The organism is Longispora fulva, assembly GCF_015751905.1.
Classification (GTDB): Bacteria; Actinomycetota; Actinomycetes; order Mycobacteriales; family Micromonosporaceae; genus Longispora; species Longispora fulva.
The window spans coordinates 4743684-4759674 of sequence record NZ_JADOUF010000001.1; the positions used below are offsets into that span (position 1 = coordinate 4743684).

Here is a 15991-nt window from a genome sequence, read left to right on the forward strand (position 1 = left end):
CATGCTCACAGACCTCCTGGCGACGCTCGCGTACAGCGGCGTCGGCATCGCCCTGATGGCCGTCGGCTACGTGCTGGTGGACATCGCCACCCCCGGCAAGCTCCGCGACCTGATCTGGGTGGACCGCAACCGCAACGCCGCCCTACTGCTGTCCTCCGGCCTGGTCGGCGTCGGCATGATCGTCGTGGTGGCCATCGTGAACAGCAACGACGACTTCGCCAAGGGCATCGTCGACACCGGCGTGTACGGCCTCCTCGGCCTCATCGTGATGGCCGTGTCCTTCGTCATCCTCGACCTGGCCACCCCGGGCAAGCTCGGCGACCTGCTGTGCGACCCGGAGCCGCACCCGGCGGTCTGGGTGTCCGTCGCCGCACACCTGACCTCCGGCGCGATCATCGCCGCCGCGATCTCCTAGGGATGGCGGCGAACAAGGCCGCGCGCGGGGCGGCCAAGCCCGTCCGGCACGGCCTCCGGGCGCTGCTCTGCGGCGGCGGTCTCGCGGGCGTGGCCCTGCTCCTCGGCGTCGTGCTGCTGGTGCCCGGTTCGGGCCCGGAGGGCAGCACGCCCTCCGAGCAGGGTGCCCAGTTCGACGCGGAGGGCAGCGCGGCCCTGGTCGCGGAGCTGGCGAAGGCCCGCGCGGCCCAGGGCGTCTGCTACGGCTACGAGCTGTCCTTCAACGGCGGCCGGAAGCAGGTCGGGTCCAACCTGGGCGTCGACAAGCCGGTGACCGGCGATCCGACCGCGTGCCCGAAGTGGGTGCGGCTGTCGGTGACCGCCGTGTGGACCTCCGACTCCAGCGAATCCGAGGACTCCGGGTCCTACACCCTGACCGGCAGTCCCGGGCTGACCCTGCCCACCCGGCAGGAGCTGGAGGACGCCGGCCTGACCACCGCCGCGGTGATCGACGCCCCCGCCGAGGCGACCGCCGCCGCCATGATCGGCATGCCGCTGCTGATGGCCCAGCACGGCCTGCCGGTCGTCCCGGCCACCGGCGGACCGGTGGACACGGCGAGCCCCGAGCCGCTGACCACCGCCGGCTCGGACTTCCTCCGGGAGAACTCCGGCCAGCTCGTCGCCGCCGCGACCCTGCTCGCCGGGGCGCTGGGCGTGTTCGGCTACGGCCTGTTCGGCCAGCTCCTGCCGGCCCGGCGACGGCGCCGCACGGAGGACAGACTGGCGGCGGAGCAGATGGCCTCGGCCATGGCGCGCCGCGCCGCGAACACCCGGCAGGGACCCCCCGGCACGCCGCCCGCCACCGGCCCCGGAACGCCCCCCACCGGCCCGCAGCTCCCACCGACCGGACGGCCCGACCTGCCGTGAAGCGCTTCTCCCGGGCCTTCGTGCTCTCCACTGTCTTCGTCGTCGCCGCCTGCGGCCTCGTCTACGAACTCGCCCTCGTCGCGCTGGGCTCCTACCTGATCGGCGACACCGTCGGCCAGGCCTCGGTCGTGCTCGCCGTGATGGTGTTCGCGATGGGCGTGGGCGCGTTCGCCGTGAAGCCGCTGCAACGCCGGGCGGCGGCCACGTTCGCGGCCGTGGAGCTGCTCCTGGCGCTGTGCGGCGGGCTGAGCGTCCTCGGGCTGTACGCGGCGTTCGCGTGGCTGGACCTGTACACCCCGGCGCTGATCGTGGTGGCGTTCCTGCTCGGCCTGCTGATCGGCGCGGAGATCCCGCTGCTCATGGTGCTGTTGCAGCGGATCCGCAGGCAGGAGGCCGGCGAGGCGGTGTCGGACCTGTTCGCCGCCGACTACGTGGGCGCGCTGCTCGGCGGCCTGGCGTTCCCGTTCCTGCTGCTGCCGTTCTTCGGCCTGATCCAGGGCGCACTGGTCGTCGGGGCGCTCAACGCGGTGTGCGGCCTGGCCCTGGTGCTCGGCCTGTTCCGGGCGGAGCTGAGCGGTCGGTCCCGCGCCGCGCTCGCCGCCGGCTGTGTCGTGGTCTTCGCGATCCTCTCCTTCGGGTACGCCGTGAGCGACGACTTCGAGACCACAGCCCGCCAGCAGCTGTACAAGGACCCGATCGTGCACGCCGAGCGCACCCCGTACCAGGACATCGTGGTCACCCGGTCCGTGGCGCTGGGCGGGGCCGCCGACGTGCGGCTCTACCTCAACGGTGACCTGCAGTTCGCCTCCGTCGACGAGTACCGCTACCACGAGGCCCTCGTGCACCCCGTCCTCGCCGGCCCGCACGGCCGGGTGCTGATCATCGGCGGCGGCGACGGCCTGGCGCTGCGCGAGGTGCTCCGCTACCCGGACGTCCGGTCGGCGACCCTGGTCGAACTGGACCCGGCCATGATCCGGCTGGCCCGGACGAACCCGCTGCTCCGCGAACTCAACCACGACTCCTTCGCCGATCCCCGGCTCACGGTCGTCAACGCCGACGCGTTCACGTGGCTCCGCGACGGCGCCCGCACCCCGCCCCGCCCACACCCCACGCCGTCCGCGACCGGGCCGTCCTCCACCGCGCCCGCCGGGGCCGGCACGGCCGGCTCCTACGACGCCGTGATCGTGGACCTGCCCGACCCGGACTCCCCCGCCACCGCGAAGCTCTACTCCGTCGAGTTCTACGGCCTGGTGGCGCACGCCCTGGCCCCCGGCGGCCGGATGGTCGTCCAGGCCGGCTCGCCCTACTTCGCCCCGCGCGCCTTCTGGACCATCGACGCGTCGGTCCGCGAGGCTGGCCTGGCCACGACCCCGTACCACGCGGACGTGCCCTCCTTCGGCGACTGGGGCTACCTCCTCGCGGCCCCCGGCGAGGCCCCGACCCCTGCCCTGTCCCCGGACGCCCCGCCGCGCCGCTACCTCGACGGGGCCACCCTGGCAGCGGCGACCACGTTCCCGGCGGACCGGCGCCGCCTGGACATGCCCCCGTCGACCCTGACCCACCCCACCATCGTGGACATCGTCAACGGCGAGTGGAAGAACTACTAACCCCGGACATCCGGTACGCAGGCATCCACAACGCCGCGCCCACGCGCCCGCGCCACGGTTCAGACGCGGCCGAGGTCGCGGGCCTCGGCCAGGCCCAGGGAGTGCCCCCGGAGCAGGTCCACCGCCTCGTTGAGCCGCAGGTTCGTCGTCGGGCTGTGCGGTCCGGTCCGGCTGTCCTCCGCGACATACTCGGCAGCCGCCGCCACCAGCCGCTCATAGGCCGTGACGCCCTCGTCCAGCTGGGCGATCAGGGAGTCGCGGGCGGCGTCGAGCGACCCGTGGGTGTCCGCCGGCGCGAACTGCCGGGCCTTGTCCACCCCGGCGGTCCGCCCAGCCACATCCCACAGCAGCGCCTCGGCGGACGCCGCCTCCGCCGCGATCGACTCCACCGGGCCGCGCAGCCGGCCGGCCAGGCCCGTCATGGTCGCCGACGCGCGGTCGAGCCGCCCGGCGGCGGTCGCGGCGATGGTGCCCCGCAGCTGGGCCTTGCTGCGCTGTCGGCGGAGCTGGTCGATGGCGGCCTTGCCGGTGGGGTGCCGCGACAGCATCGCGACGACCTTGCTCAGCGGGTCGCCGCCGGGCAGCGCCGCCGGTGGCTCCTGAGCGGACAGCGCCCGCAGGTCCGACCAGCGCCACAACGCCAGCGCGATCGAACCGCCGGCGGCGGCGGCCCAGAACACGTCGGGCAGGCCGATCCCGCCATAGGGCAACAGGACGGCCGTCGCGGCCCCCAGCATGGCCCCGAGGACACTCCACCTGCGCGCGGAGCGGCGCAACCGGCGCAGCCGACGGAAGTACTTGGCTCGCGGGTCGCCGGTCATGCCCGCAAGCCTACCGCCGCGCCCCACCCGGCCCGTATCGCCGCGTGCCCCGAGCCGCCCGAGGAGCAGGAGACCGATCCCGACCCGAATCGCGCCCCACCCTCCCGACGGAAGCCGAGTCCCGACCCGGACCCGGATCCGCGCGACTGCGGGAAGGCTGTCGCGTCACGAGTGCGGGCCCGACGCCGCGAACGGGGAGCCGCCTCGGCGTCGGGCTATGTCGGCCGCTGGAACCCGGGTCGGGAACGCGGCGCGTAACCGAAAAATGGTTGTGGTGTTGATCCGTGGTCGCCCGGTCGGGGCGGGCACGCACGGAGGCCGCCCACCTGTGCTGGTGAGCGGCCTCGGGTCGTGCTGTGGGGACTAACCCGCCGACGAGTCCTTGTCCTTGGCCATGGAGGCCCGGATCTCGTCGAGGCGGGTCACGCCGGCCGTGTTGCCCGTGACCGCCGGGGTCTCCGGCGCGGCGGCGAGCTGGTCGCCGGCCATCGAGGCCCGGATCTGGTCGAGCCGGGACTGGCCGGCCATGTCCAGCGTGGACTTCTGCACCTCGAGCATCCGGCCCTCGACCGACGTGGAGGCGAGCTCCGCGCGGCCGTGGGCGTTGGCGTAACGCCGCTCGATCTTCTCGCGCACCTCGTCCAGGGACGGGGTGTTGCCGGGGGCGGCGAGCGAGCTCATCGACTCCAACGACTGGGCGATGGTCTCCTGCATCTTCGCCTGCTCGAGCTGGCTGAGCAGCTTGGTGCGCTCGGCGAGCTTCTGCTGGAGCATCATCGCGTTGTTCTCGACGGCCTTGCGGGCCTGCGCGGCGGCGGCGATCGCCCCGTCGTGCATCCCCTTGAGGTCTTCCATCGACTGTTCCTGCGAGACGAGCTGGGTCGCGAAAGCCGACGCCGCGTTCTCGTACTCCGTCGCCTTGGCCTCGTCGCCGGCCGCCCGGGACTTGTCCGCCAGGACGATCGCCTGCCGCGCCGACGCCTGGAGCTTCTCGACCTCCGACATCGTGCGGGACAGCTTCATCTCCAGCTGACGCTGGTTGCCGATCACCGCCGCGGCCTGCTGGACGAGCCCCTGGTGCTGGCGTTGCGCGTCTTCGATCGCCTGCTGGATCTGGACCTTCGGATCGGCGTACTCGTCGATCTTGGCGCCGAACAGCGCCATGAGGTATCTCCAACCCTTGACGAACGGGTTAGCCATCGCTGCGGTCCTCTCTCCGGCATCGGGTGCCGTGCGGTTGTCTCTCTATCGTCGCAGGCCCGGGTGCGGTGGTCACACCCACTCCGGGGTGATTCTCAGACGCCCGTCCATCATCCTCCGGGAGGAGGCTCGCCGGCGAGCACCTGTCGGGAGAGCGCCTCGGCGTCCGCCAGACCCGATCTGAGCCCGTCAAGATCCTCGGTCAGCAAGCGTACCCGGCTGCTCGTGTCCCCAGCCACATCCGACGCGGCGTGCATCGTCGACAGCTCGGCCAGCCGGACCACGAGCCCCTCCAGGCCCAGTACGGCCGCCTGCATCCGCACCAGAAGGGTCTCCTGGGCCTCCGTGAGCCGCCGGTGGGAGTCGATCTGGTCCGAGACCGCCTGGGCGGCCCGTTGGCGCTCCTCGCGCAGGCTGGCGGGCCCGGTCTGGGCGGCGAACGTCAGCGCCTCGTACTCGTCGCGCAGGGCCGCCGCGTCGATCCGGGCCGCCGTCTCGGCCAGCAGGGTGACCTGCCCGGCGAAACGCGCCAAATCGGTCAGGACGCTGGCCGCGCCCTCGTCGACCTGGCTGATCTGGGACCGCAGGACCGGGTCGGGCTCGCCGTCGACCTGCCGGCGCAGCGCGGCCGCCGCGCCCTCGGCCCGGTCCAGCCACCGGGCGGCCACGCTGCCCTTCGGCGGCCTCGGCAGCTTGCGCACCTCGAACGGGACCTGGGCGGGCCTGGTGGCCCTCGGCTCGAAGGCCACACCCAGGCCGACCCGGACGCCGTACACGGCGGCGGCCACGGCCACGCCCAGCCCGACGCCGACCCCCGCCGACACGGTCGCCGCCGTCACGGCCCCGCCGAGGCCGCCGACGAGCCCGGCGGCGAGGATGCCCCAGGGGTCGGTGAGCTGGTCGCGGAGTGCCATCAGAAGTTACTGATCACGTTGACCATGACCTTGTCGATCGTCGCGGCGTCGCGCGCGTCGTAGGCCGCGGCCCGGGAAGCCCGGGAGATGGACTGGAGCGCCGACAGGTCGGCCTGCTCGCCGAACGCGATCGTGAACACCCGGACGGACTCCTCCATCTTCGAGGCGTCCAGGTCGGTGACGAGCTGGGGCAGGTTGTCGTCCTTCGGGTACTCGTTCTTCCCGTCCGTCAGCAGCACCACCGCGTTGATCCGGCGCGGGTCGGCCACCGACAGCAGCTTCTTCTGCGCGGCGCGGGCCGTCGCGTACAGCGCCGTGCCGCCCTCGGGGCTCAGCGCCCTGATCTGCTCCTGGAGCTGGGCCTTCACGTCGGAGACCTTCCCGATCGGGACCCTTTCGGTGTACGGCGTCGTCGCCGTGCCCCGCTCCGTGCTGAACGTCCACAGCCCGACCGTGTCGTCCGGGCTGAACAGCTCCAGTGACTTCAGCGCCGAGTCCTTCGCCAGCTCGAGCCGGGACTTCCCGCCCGCGGCGGTCTCCGCCATCGAGCCGGACACGTCGAGGACCAGCAGCACCTGGGCCCGCTTGCGCAGCGCGTCCCAGCCGGAGACCATCCGGGCGAGCACCTGCGGGGACGGCGGGGTCAGCAGGCCCACCTTCGCCTGGGGCAGCATCCCGTTGTCCTGGCTGATCACCGACCCGGCCTTGCCCTCGGACGAGCGGAACGCCAGGTCCGTGAACCGCTTCTGCTGGGCCGGCTCCTTCACGAACGCCAGGAAGTCGGCGGCGCCGGCCTTCTGCTCCTCGCTGGCCGTGGTCAGGGTGACGAACGGGCTGTCGGAGAGCAGCGTGCCCTCCTTCGGGTAGATCGCGACCAGCGGCACCCGGGGCTTCGTGCCCTTGCCGACTAGCTTCGGGTCGCCGGTCGGGTTGCCCTGGTTGTAGTCGAAGACCGACTTCTCCTCGATCGCGACCGCCGAGATGTACGCCAACCCCCGGCCCTGCTTGTCGGCCTCGGCCATGTTCGCCAGGAAGGTCAGCGACGTGTCCCCGTAGTGCACGACCCCGGACTCGACCTTGCTCACGTAGTCGAGGACCTTCGGGTCGGTCACCTGCGCCTCGCTGAGGTCGCTGGACAGGCCGGTGGCCGCGAAGTACACCCCGATGGTGGCCTGCAGGCCCGAGGTCGAGAAGTGCGGATTGGTCTTGCCCAGCTTGAACGAGCCCCACTCCGGGTGGCCGACGCTCCCCCAGCCGGCGGAGGTCAGCCCCAGCACGTCCGACCAGCCGAGCTGCTTGCCCGGCCAGCCCAGGGCCTCCGCCATCGGCTTGGGCATCGCCAGCACCAGCGGGGACTGCGCGATCGACGGCTGGGGACCCGTGGGCACCACGACGCCCTTGTCCCCGGAGCCGCTCTGCTGCCGGGACAGGGCGAGCCAGGACGACGACGCCGGGCTCCACACCTGCGGGGCCGGCGCGCCCTCCCGGGCCGGGTCCCAGCCCCGGGCCAGCGCCTCCGCGGCGGCGCCCGAAGCCGTCGAGCTGATCGTCACGTCCACGCACTTGCCGCCGACCGTGCGGCCCGCGCCGTTGTACGCGTCCGCGATCTGGCCGAGCAGGCCGGCCTTCTCGACCGAGGAGTTGACGTCGAGAGCCACGCAGCCGTCGCGGTGCTTGCGCGCGCCGGGCTGGGCGTCGTCGCCGCCGGACTTCAACACGATGTAGGTGACGACGATCGCCACGACGCCGATCACGGCCGCGATGATGATCGGCAGCGGGTTGCGTCGCGACGTAGGGGGCGTCGAGTAGGACACAGGGGCCTCCGGAGGGGTGGGGCCCCAGTGTTGCATCCCACGTCCAGTCCCCGCGCCGCCCGCCCACCACTCCGGGCGGGGTGCGCGGTGGCCGGCACGCCGTTTCCTGGGCGTCCAGGGGCACCTTCCGGGGAGTCGCGGTCATCTCGGTCTGAATATCGACAAAGACATTGAGTCCCCGACAATCTCATGCCGGCTCCGGGGGTGGTGCCCCCGGCGCTCACCACCCGGCCCCGCCGACGCCAACGGTCAGCGCGGCACAACACCCCCACACGACGAAACGGCGACCCCTTCCCACAGGAAGCGGTCGCCGTCCGGCGAATTCTGGCGCTCAGGCCGCCCGGAGGTGCGCCACACTGCGCTCGATCGGGTTCGACGCCTTCGCTGTCGACTGCTTGACCGGCTTGCCGGTCGGGGCCCCCACGGCCTGCAGCACGGCTGGACGATCCTCTGTCACGGCCAGCGTGTCGCTGACCTCGCGGAGAACCTGGGACAACGGCACGTCGAGGGCGTCACAGATCGAGGCCAGCAGCTCGCTGGACGCCTCTTTCTGGCCCCGCTCGATCTCCGAGAGGTAGCCGAGGCTCACATTCGCTCCGGTGGACACCTCGCGCAGCGTGCGGTGCTGGGAAAGCCGCCGCGAACGCAGCGTGTCGCCGATCACACGACGCAGCAGGATCATCGCCACACTCCTTCCCCATACCAGTTGGCACCCGTAGGGCTACGTTCACCAACCGCTGTCACCGTACATGCTCGCACTGCGAACCGGGTACATACCAGACCGTTGTCGACTTCAACGCTTCTCAGGTCCGGGTATTCCGCCGCAGCGCGAATGCCCGGAATGCGTAGTCCAGCCCCGTCACGAGGGTCACGATCACGGCCGCGCCCATCAGCCAGGGGCCGACCGTGGCGAGCCCGGCGGAGAACGGCCACAAGTACCACGCGATGGCCGCTATCTGCAGCAACGTCTTCACCTTGCCGCCCCGGCTGGCCGCGATCACGCCGTGCCGGAGCACCCAGAAGCGCATCAGGGTGACGCCGAGCTCACGGGCGAGGATCAGGCCCGTGACCCACCAGGGCAGCACGTCGTACGCCGAGAGCAGAACCAGGGCCGTCCCGGTCAGGGCCTTGTCGGCGAGCGGGTCGGCCACCTTGCCGAAGGCGGTGATCAGCCCCCAGGTGCGTGCGATCCAGCCGTCGGCCAGGTCGGTCACCGAGGCGATGCCGAACACGATGCACGCGGCGATGCGCCACCAGGAGTCCGTCATCTCCGAGATGATCACGAAGGCGGCGAACACCGGGACGAGAATCAGCCGTAGGACCGTCAGCGCGTTGGCCGGGTTACGGATCGGTACCCGCTTCACAGGAGTGATCATGACACCCCTGATCGTGTCATGGTCGGGAGGCCGGGTCGATGACCTCGACCGGCTCCGCCACCAGATCCACTCCGCCGCACGCCGTGACAGTAGCCCGAACCAGGTCGCCGGGGCGCACCTGATCGGCGATTCCACCCACAAGGGTGGTGGAACCATCCACCTCGGGGGCCTGGTGCGCGGCACGGGACTCGACCTCGCGGACCGGACGACCCGAGGCGTCCCGCTCGGCCCCGTCGGATATCCGATCCACGAGAACCTCGATCGTGGTGCCGATCCGGTCCTCCGCGCGCTGGGCGGTGAGCTCCTCGACCAGCTCGCTGATCTTGGCGTACCGCCGGTTGATCGTGTCCTGGCGGACCTTGCCCGACAGGGTGGCGGCCTCGGTGCCGTCCTCGTCGGAGTAGGAGAACACCCCGACCGCGTCGAGCCGGGCCCCGGTGAGGAACCGCTCCAGCTCGGCCACGTCTGCCCGGGTCTCGCCCGGGAAGCCGACGATCACGTTGGTCCGCGCGCCGGCCTCCGGCGACAGCTCCCGGATGCTCGCCATCAGCTCCAGGAACCGGTCGGTGGAGCCGAAACGGCGCATCCGGCGCAGCACCGGCTCCGCCGAGTGCTGGAAGGACAGGTCGAAGTAGGGCGCGACGCCCGGGGTGGTGGCGATCGCCTCGGTGAGCGAGGGCCGCATCTCGGCCGGCTGCAGGTAGCTGGCCCGGACCCGGACGATGCCGGTGATCGCGGCGAGCTGCGGGAGCAGCTTCTCCAGGAGCCGGGGGTCGCCGAGGTCCTTGCCGTACGACGAGGAGTTCTCGCTGACCAGGACCAGCTCGCGGACGCCCTGGGTCGCCAGCCACTCGGCCTCGGCCAGCAGCTCGTCCGGGGTCCGGGAGACGAACGCGCCCCTGAACGACGGGATCGCGCAGAACGAGCAGCGCCGGTCGCAGCCGGACGCCAGCTTGAGCGAGGCGACCGGGCCGCCCTCCAGCCGGCGGCGCAGGGTCTGGCGCAGGTGGGCCGGAGTGGCGTCGTCGACCACGGCGTGGCCCGGGATGACCACGCCGCTGTTCTGCCGCTTCACGGGGGTCAGGGGCAGCAGGGAACGCCGGTCGCGCGGGACGTGCGCCTCGTGCTCCTCGCCGCGCAGCAGCGACTCGAGCTTGTCGGAGATGTCCGGGTAGTCGTCGAAGCTGAGCACCGACGCCTCCGGGAGGGCGTCGCCGAGCTGGTTGCCATACCGCTCGGCCATGCAGCCGGCGGCGACGACCTTCGCGCCGGTGTCGCTGGCCGCGAGCAGGGTGTCGATCGACTCCTGCTTGGCGGAGGCGACGAATCCGCAGGTGTTGACCATGACCACGTCGGCCTTCTCGCCGTCCGTGGTCACCTCCCAGCCGCCGGCGGCGAGCCGGCCGGCCAGCTCCTCGGAGTCGACCTCGTTGCGGGCGCAGCCGAGGGTCACGAGGGCGACACGACGCTGGGGGGTGGTGGGCGCAGACACCAGGCGAGTCTACCGGGCACCGCCGACAGTTCCCGACCGCTGTGCGGCACCGCACCGCACTAATACCCCAAAACCCTCAAAATCATCATTTGTTACGAGTGGAGTGTCCCCCGCGCGCGTCAGCCCTCGGCCCGGATGGCGTCCAGCGCCGAGTCCAACTCGTCCGGTTTGATCAGGACATCCCGGGCCTTGGAGCCCTCCGACGCCCCGACGATGCCCCGCTGCTCCATGAGGTCCATCAGCCGGCCCGCCTTGGCGAACCCGACCCGCAGCTTGCGCTGGAGCATCGACGTCGACCCGAACTGACTGGTCACCACCAGCTCGGCCGCGGAGATCAGCAGTTCCAGGTCGTCGCCGACGTCCTCCTCCGGCTTCTTCTTGGCGGCCGGGGCGGCGACGACCTCCTCGCGGTACTCCGGGTCGCGCTGGTCCTTGCAGAACTTCACCACGGCGGCGATCTCGGCCTCGTCGACCCAGGCGCCCTGCAACCGGATCGGCTTGCTCGCGCCCATCGGCATGAACAGCGCGTCACCGCGGCCGATCAGTTTCTCCGCGCCCGGCTGGTCGAGGATGACCCGCGAGTCGGCGAGGCTGGAGGTCGCGAACGCCAGACGGGACGGCACGTTCGCCTTGATCAGGCCGGTGACGACGTCCACGGACGGCCGCTGGGTCGCCAGCACCAGGTGGATGCCGGCGGCCCGGGCGAGCTGGGTGATCCGGACGATCGCGTCCTCGACGTCACGCGGCGCGACCATCATCAGGTCGGCGAGCTCGTCGACGATCACCAGCAGATACGGGTACGGCCGCATCACGCGCTCGCTGCCCGGCGGCGCCTTGATCTTCCCGTTGCGCACGTTGCGGTTGAAGTCGTCGATGTGCCGGACCCCGTTGGCCGCGAGGTCGTCGTAGCGCATGTCCATCTCGTTGACGACCCACTGCAGGGCGTCGGACGCCTTCTTAGGGTTCGTCACGATCGGCGTGACCAGGTGCGGGATGCCCTCGTAGTGGGTCAGCTCGACCCGCTTGGGGTCGATCAGGAGCAGCCGGACCTCGTCGGGGGTCGCCCGGGACAGGATCGACACCAGCAGCGTGTTGATGCAGCTGGACTTGCCGGCACCGGTGGCGCCGGCGACGAGCAGGTGCGGCATCTTCGCCAGGTTCGCCACGACGAACCCGCCCTCGATGTCCTTGCCCAGCGCCGCCACCATCGGGTGGTGGTCGGACGTCGCGGCCCGGGCGCGCAGCACGTCGCCGAGGGAGACGTTCTCCCGGTCCAGGTTCGGGATCTCGATGCCGACCGCGCTCTTGCCCGGGATCGGGCTGATGATCCGCACGTCGGGACTCTTCACCGCGTACGCGATGTTGCGGGACAGCTGGGTGATCCGCTCGACCTTCACGCCGGGGCCGAGCTCGACCTCGTACCGGGTCACCGTCGGCCCCCGGGTGAACCCCGTGACCATCGCGTCCACGTTGAACTGGTCGAACACCCCGGTCAGCGACGCGATCACGTCGTCGTTGACCTTCGAACGCGTCTTGGCCGGCTCGCCCTTGCCCAGCAGATCCGGCGGCGGCAGCTTGTAGTCGCCCTCCACGCCGGTGAGCGCCAGCTGCTCGGCCCGGGTGGGCGGCGGGGTGTGCTCCGGGGCCTTGCGGGTCGACGGCACCCGGCGGGCCGACGGCGCGACCTCGGGCACCTCCTCCGTCTCGTACTCCGACACCGGCTCGACGAGCGCGGCCTGCCGGCGGCGCGCGGGGCGGCGGCGGGTCGGCGCTGGCTCGTCCTCCTCCTCGGAGTCGTCGTCGTAGGACTCGACGGCCGGGGCCTGGCCCAGGGCGATCGACCACAGCCGGCCGATCCGCTCCGGGATCCGGTTCAGCGGGGTGGCCGTGATGACCAGCAGCCCGAACAGCAGGAACAGCAGGAGCAGCGGGATCGCCACCCAGCCGGTGACTCCGGCCACCAGCAGGCCGCCGAAGCCCCTGCCGAGCATGCCGCCCGCGTACGCCTGCTTGGCGACCGTCTCCGGCGCGCCGATCACGTGCAGCAGCCCGGCGACGGAGGAGATCAACGCGCCCCAGCCGACCAGGCCGCGGCCCCGGTGCTCCGGGTCGGGGTCGTTGCGCATCACCCGGATCGCGCCCCAGGCCAGCAGCACCGGCAGCGCGGCGGACACGGCGCCCACGCACCAGCGCACGGTGTCCGACAGCCACTTGCCGAACGGGCCGGCCGCGTCGAACCACACGGCAACCGCGAGCACCAGGGCGAGGCCCAGCAGGAGCAGCCCACCGCCGTCGCGGCGGTGCTCGGGATCGAGGTCCTTGGCGGTGGCCGCCCTGCGGCCCAGCCCGCGCGCCATCCAACCCACGGCGTTCGCACCGCCCATCCACGCGCTGCCCAGAGCCTTGCCGACCGGGGCGAGGGGACTCGACTGTCTGGCGGGCGCGGCCTTGCGCGGAGCGGCCTTCGCCGCGGTCTTACGAGGGGTGGACGAACGCCCGGCCGCAGCCCGCGTAGAGGAGGACGTGCGGCCACCGCTCGGAGTTGCGCGACCAGCCATAGGTGACACGGTAACGGTAGATCATCAATGAGCCCCGCTTTTGGCATCCGGGCCGGCCACTGTGTCTCACCGATACCCGACAAATCGTTTTCGGGGTGCGGTCGCCCGCACCCCGAACGCCGTCTAGACCTCGACCACGGTGGGAACGATCATCGGCCGGCGCCGGTACTTGTCGTTCACCCACCGCCCGACCGTCCGACGCATGATCTGCTGCAGCTGGTGCGGGTCGCCGATCCCGTCGGCCGCCGCCCGGTCCAGCGCCTCCGTGATCAGCGGCAGCACCGGGTTGAACGCCGCCGGGTCGTCGGAGAAGCCCTTCGCCGACACCATCGGGCCGCCGACGACCTTGCCGGTCACCGAGTCGACCACGACCGTCGCGGAGATGAAGCCGCCGTCGCCGAGCATCTTGCGCTCGGTGAGCAGGCTCTCGCCGACGTCGCCGATCGCCAGGCCGTCCACGTAGACGTAGCGGGCCTTGACGTGGCCGACGACCTTCGCCCGGCCGTTGACCAGGTCGACGACGTCGCCGTCCTCGCAGAGCACGACCCGGTCGGCGGGGATGCCGCTGTCGATGGCCAGCCGGGCGTGGGCGCGCAGGTGCCGCCACTCGCCGTGCACCGGCATCATGTTGGTCGGCTTGACCGTGTTGAGCAGGTAGAGCAGCTCGCCGGCCGGGGCGTGCCCGGAGACGTGCACCTTGGCGACGTCCTTGTGCACGACGATCGCTCCGGCCCGCGACAGCTGGTTGATCACCCGGAACACGGCGGTCTCGTTGCCGGGGACCAGCGAGGACGCGAGCACGACGGTGTCGCCGGGCTCCATCGTGACGTGCCGGTGGTCGCCGGTGGCCATCCGGCCGAGCGCGCTCATCGGCTCGCCCTGCGAACCGGTGGACATCAGCACGATCTGGTCGGGCCGCAGCTCCCGGATCTCGTCCATCGTGACGAGCAGGCCCTGGGGGATCTTGAGGAAGCCCAGGTCGCGGGCGATGCCCATGTTGCGGAGCATCGAGCGGCCGATCAGGGCCACCTTCCGGCCGTGCGACTGGGCCGAGTCGAGCACCTGCTGGACGCGGTGCACGTGCGAGGCGAACGACGCGACGATGATCCGGCCCTTGGCGTCCCGGAAGATGTTGTCCAGCACCGGGCCGATCTGGCGCTCGGGGGTGACGAAGCCCGGAACCTCGGCGTTCGTCGAGTCCGACAGCAGCAGGTCGACGCCCTCGGAGCCGAGCCGGGCCATGCCGGCCAGGTCGGTGATCCGGCCGTCGAGCGGCAACTGGTCCATCTTGAAGTCGCCGGTGTGCAGCACGACCCCGGCGTCCGTCTTGATCGCGACGGCCAGGGCGTCGGGGATCGAGTGGTTCACGGCGAAGAACTCGCACGTGAACGGACCGAGCCGCTCCTGGTCACCCTCGGTGACGGTCAGCGTGTACGGCGTGATCCGCCGCTCCGCGAGCTTCGCCTCGACCAGCGCCAGGGTGAACTTCGAGCCGACGAGCGGGATGTCGTTCTTGTGCGCCAACAGGTACGGCACGGCCCCGATGTGGTCCTCGTGACCGTGGGTGAGCACGATGGCCTGGATGTCGCCCAGCCGGTCGAGCAACGTCGAGAAGTCCGGCAGGATCAGGTCCACACCCGGCTGGTCGACGTCGGGGAACAGCACGCCGCAGTCGACGATGAGCAGTTTGCCGTCGAACTCGAAGACGGTCATGTTCCGGCCGATCGCGCCGAGCCCACCCAACGGGGTGACCCGCAGCCCTCCCTTGGGGAGCGGGGGCGGCGGGCCCAGCTCCGCGTGCGCTTCGGTCACAGTTTCTCTCCTGATTCAGATGTCATAGGGCAAGGCCGGCTGCGGCGCAGTCCGCGCGCAGCGTGGCCAGCTCCTCCTTCGTGGCGTCGACGAGCGGGGAACGGACGGGGCCGCCGGGGAGGCCGCGCGCGTTCATGGCCGCCTTGACCAGGATGGTGCCCTGGGTACGGAAAATTCCGGTGTAGATCGGCAACAACTGCTGGTGCAGGCGGAGCGCCTCGGCGTGGTCGCCGCGCTCGAACGCCTCGATCATCTGCTTCGTGCCCACCCCGCTGAGGTGGGTCGACGTGCCGACGATGCCCACCGCGCCGACCGCGAGGAGCGGCAGGGTCAGCGAGTCCTCGCCGCTATAGTAGGCCAGTCCGGTGCGGCGGAGCACGTCGGAGGACCCGGCCAGGTCGCCCTTGGCGTCCTTGACGGCCACGATCCGCTCGTGCTCGGCCAGCCGGACGATGGTCTCGGTCTGGATCGGCACGCCGGCGCGGGCCGGGATGTCGTAGAGCATCACGGGCAGGCCGGTGGCGTCGGCCACGGCGGTGAAGTGCCCGAGCAGGCCGGCCTGCGGCGGCTTCGAGTAGTAGGGCGTGACGACCAGCAGGCCGTGCGCGCCGACCTTCTCCGCCGACTGGGCCAGCTCGACGGTGTGCGCGGTGCTGAACGTGCCGACCCCGGCGACGACCCGCGCCCTGTCCCCGACGGCCTCGACCACGGCCTCCACCAGGCGGGCCTTCTCCACGTCGGAGGTGGTGGGGCTCTCGCCGGTCGTGCCGTTGATCACCAGCGCGTCGTTGTGCTGCTCGTCCACCAGGTAGGTCGCCAGGCGCTGGGCGCCGGGCAGGTCCACGGAGCCGTCCGCCAGGAACGGCGTCACCATCGCCGTGATCAGGCGACCGAACGGATGGGTGGCTACCTTCGTCATGCCACAAACCTAGCTGATCGACCGGCGCCGTTAACCCCGAGCGCCGATCAAGCTGTCGCGGGACACATCCCGACGGCCCCCGGGACGGGATCGAGCCCCGTGCCGCGCCGGTCGGGGGTCCGGTACGCCACGGGGCTCGTCAGGTCATCGCACAGCGT

At 71.7% G+C, this 15991-nt stretch carries 13 protein-coding genes; 3 read left to right on the top strand and 10 right to left on the bottom strand.

The window, feature by feature from the left end:
• Position 1: 1 nt before the first annotated feature.
• Genes IW245_RS21080 through IW245_RS21090 form a run of 3 tightly spaced genes read left to right on the top strand, consistent with a single transcriptional unit; the run spans position 2 to position 2927 of the window.
• Complete coding sequence (locus tag IW245_RS21080) at positions 2 to 415, top strand: DUF350 domain-containing protein (protein ID WP_231398884.1); 414 nt, start codon at positions 2 to 4, stop codon at positions 413 to 415.
• A gap of 2 nt (positions 416 to 417) precedes the next feature.
• A complete protein-coding gene (locus IW245_RS21085) occupies positions 418 to 1320 on the top strand; it encodes a hypothetical protein (protein WP_197004893.1) in 903 nt (300 codons plus the stop codon).
• The gene (locus IW245_RS21090) at positions 1317 to 2927 is read left to right on the top strand and encodes a polyamine aminopropyltransferase (RefSeq protein WP_197004894.1); all 1611 of its coding nucleotides are present in this window, start codon (positions 1317 to 1319) and stop codon (positions 2925 to 2927) included. The genes IW245_RS21085 and IW245_RS21090 overlap by 4 nt, the downstream gene beginning before the upstream one ends.
• Before the next feature lie 59 nt (positions 2928 to 2986).
• Here IW245_RS21090 and pspM read toward each other — a convergent pair whose 3' ends face one another.
• The 10 genes from pspM to dapA form a co-directional block, all read right to left on the bottom strand.
• Positions 2987 to 3748: a phage shock envelope stress response protein PspM gene (gene pspM / locus IW245_RS21095; protein ID WP_197004895.1), complete on the bottom strand. Its 762-nt coding sequence runs from the start codon at positions 3746 to 3748 to the stop codon at positions 2987 to 2989.
• A gap of 363 nt (positions 3749 to 4111) precedes the next feature.
• Positions 4112 to 4948, bottom strand: coding sequence for a PspA/IM30 family protein (locus IW245_RS21100; RefSeq protein ID WP_197004896.1), 837 nt, complete (start codon positions 4946 to 4948; stop codon positions 4112 to 4114).
• A gap of 110 nt (positions 4949 to 5058) precedes the next feature.
• Complete coding sequence (locus IW245_RS21105; RefSeq protein WP_197004897.1) at positions 5059 to 5862, bottom strand: hypothetical protein; 804 nt, start codon at positions 5860 to 5862, stop codon at positions 5059 to 5061.
• Entirely contained in the window at positions 5862 to 7676 is a 1815-nt protein-coding gene (locus IW245_RS21110; RefSeq protein WP_197004898.1) for a substrate-binding domain-containing protein, read from the bottom strand. Before IW245_RS21110 ends, IW245_RS21105 begins: the two co-directional genes overlap by 1 nt.
• A gap of 331 nt (positions 7677 to 8007) precedes the next feature.
• On the bottom strand, positions 8008 to 8358 hold the full coding sequence (locus IW245_RS21115) for a helix-turn-helix domain-containing protein (protein WP_197004899.1): 351 nt from the start codon (positions 8356 to 8358) through the stop codon (positions 8008 to 8010).
• Between the two features lie 121 nt (positions 8359 to 8479).
• Positions 8480 to 9052 (bottom strand): CDP-diacylglycerol--glycerol-3-phosphate 3-phosphatidyltransferase, encoded by a 573-nt coding sequence (gene pgsA / locus IW245_RS21120; protein ID WP_197004900.1) that lies wholly within the window; start codon positions 9050 to 9052, stop codon positions 8480 to 8482.
• Between the two features lie 16 nt (positions 9053 to 9068).
• On the bottom strand, positions 9069 to 10544 hold the full coding sequence (gene rimO / locus IW245_RS21125; protein ID WP_372445208.1) for a 30S ribosomal protein S12 methylthiotransferase RimO: 1476 nt from the start codon (positions 10542 to 10544) through the stop codon (positions 9069 to 9071).
• Between the two features lie 119 nt (positions 10545 to 10663).
• A complete protein-coding gene (locus IW245_RS21130; protein ID WP_197004901.1) occupies positions 10664 to 13102 on the bottom strand; it encodes an FtsK/SpoIIIE family DNA translocase in 2439 nt (812 codons plus the stop codon).
• Positions 13103 to 13225: 123 nt separating this feature from the next.
• Entirely contained in the window at positions 13226 to 14914 is a 1689-nt protein-coding gene (locus tag IW245_RS21135; RefSeq protein WP_197004902.1) for a ribonuclease J, read from the bottom strand.
• A 22-nt stretch (positions 14915 to 14936) separates the two neighbouring features.
• The gene (gene dapA / locus IW245_RS21140) at positions 14937 to 15833 is read right to left on the bottom strand and encodes a 4-hydroxy-tetrahydrodipicolinate synthase (protein WP_197004903.1); all 897 of its coding nucleotides are present in this window, start codon (positions 15831 to 15833) and stop codon (positions 14937 to 14939) included.
• Positions 15834 to 15991 lie beyond the last annotated feature (158 nt).

Coding starts and splice junctions, on each gene's coding strand:
- IW245_RS21080 (WP_231398884.1), top strand. CDS start 2: ATGCTCACAGACCTCCTGGCGACGCTCGCGTACAGCGGCGTCGGCATC.
- IW245_RS21085 (WP_197004893.1), top strand. CDS start 418: ATGGCGGCGAACAAGGCCGCGCGCGGGGCGGCCAAGCCCGTCCGGCAC.
- pspM (WP_197004895.1), bottom strand. CDS start 3,748: ATGACCGGCGACCCGCGAGCCAAGTACTTCCGTCGGCTGCGCCGGTTG.
- IW245_RS21100 (WP_197004896.1), bottom strand. CDS start 4,948: ATGGCTAACCCGTTCGTCAAGGGTTGGAGATACCTCATGGCGCTGTTC.
- IW245_RS21105 (WP_197004897.1), bottom strand. CDS start 5,862: ATGGCACTCCGCGACCAGCTCACCGACCCCTGGGGCATCCTCGCCGCC.
- IW245_RS21115 (WP_197004899.1), bottom strand. CDS start 8,358: ATGATCCTGCTGCGTCGTGTGATCGGCGACACGCTGCGTTCGCGGCGG.
- pgsA (WP_197004900.1), bottom strand. CDS start 9,052: ATGATCACTCCTGTGAAGCGGGTACCGATCCGTAACCCGGCCAACGCG.
- IW245_RS21130 (WP_197004901.1), bottom strand. CDS start 13,102: ATGGCTGGTCGCGCAACTCCGAGCGGTGGCCGCACGTCCTCCTCTACG.
- dapA (WP_197004903.1), bottom strand. CDS start 15,833: ATGACGAAGGTAGCCACCCATCCGTTCGGTCGCCTGATCACGGCGATG.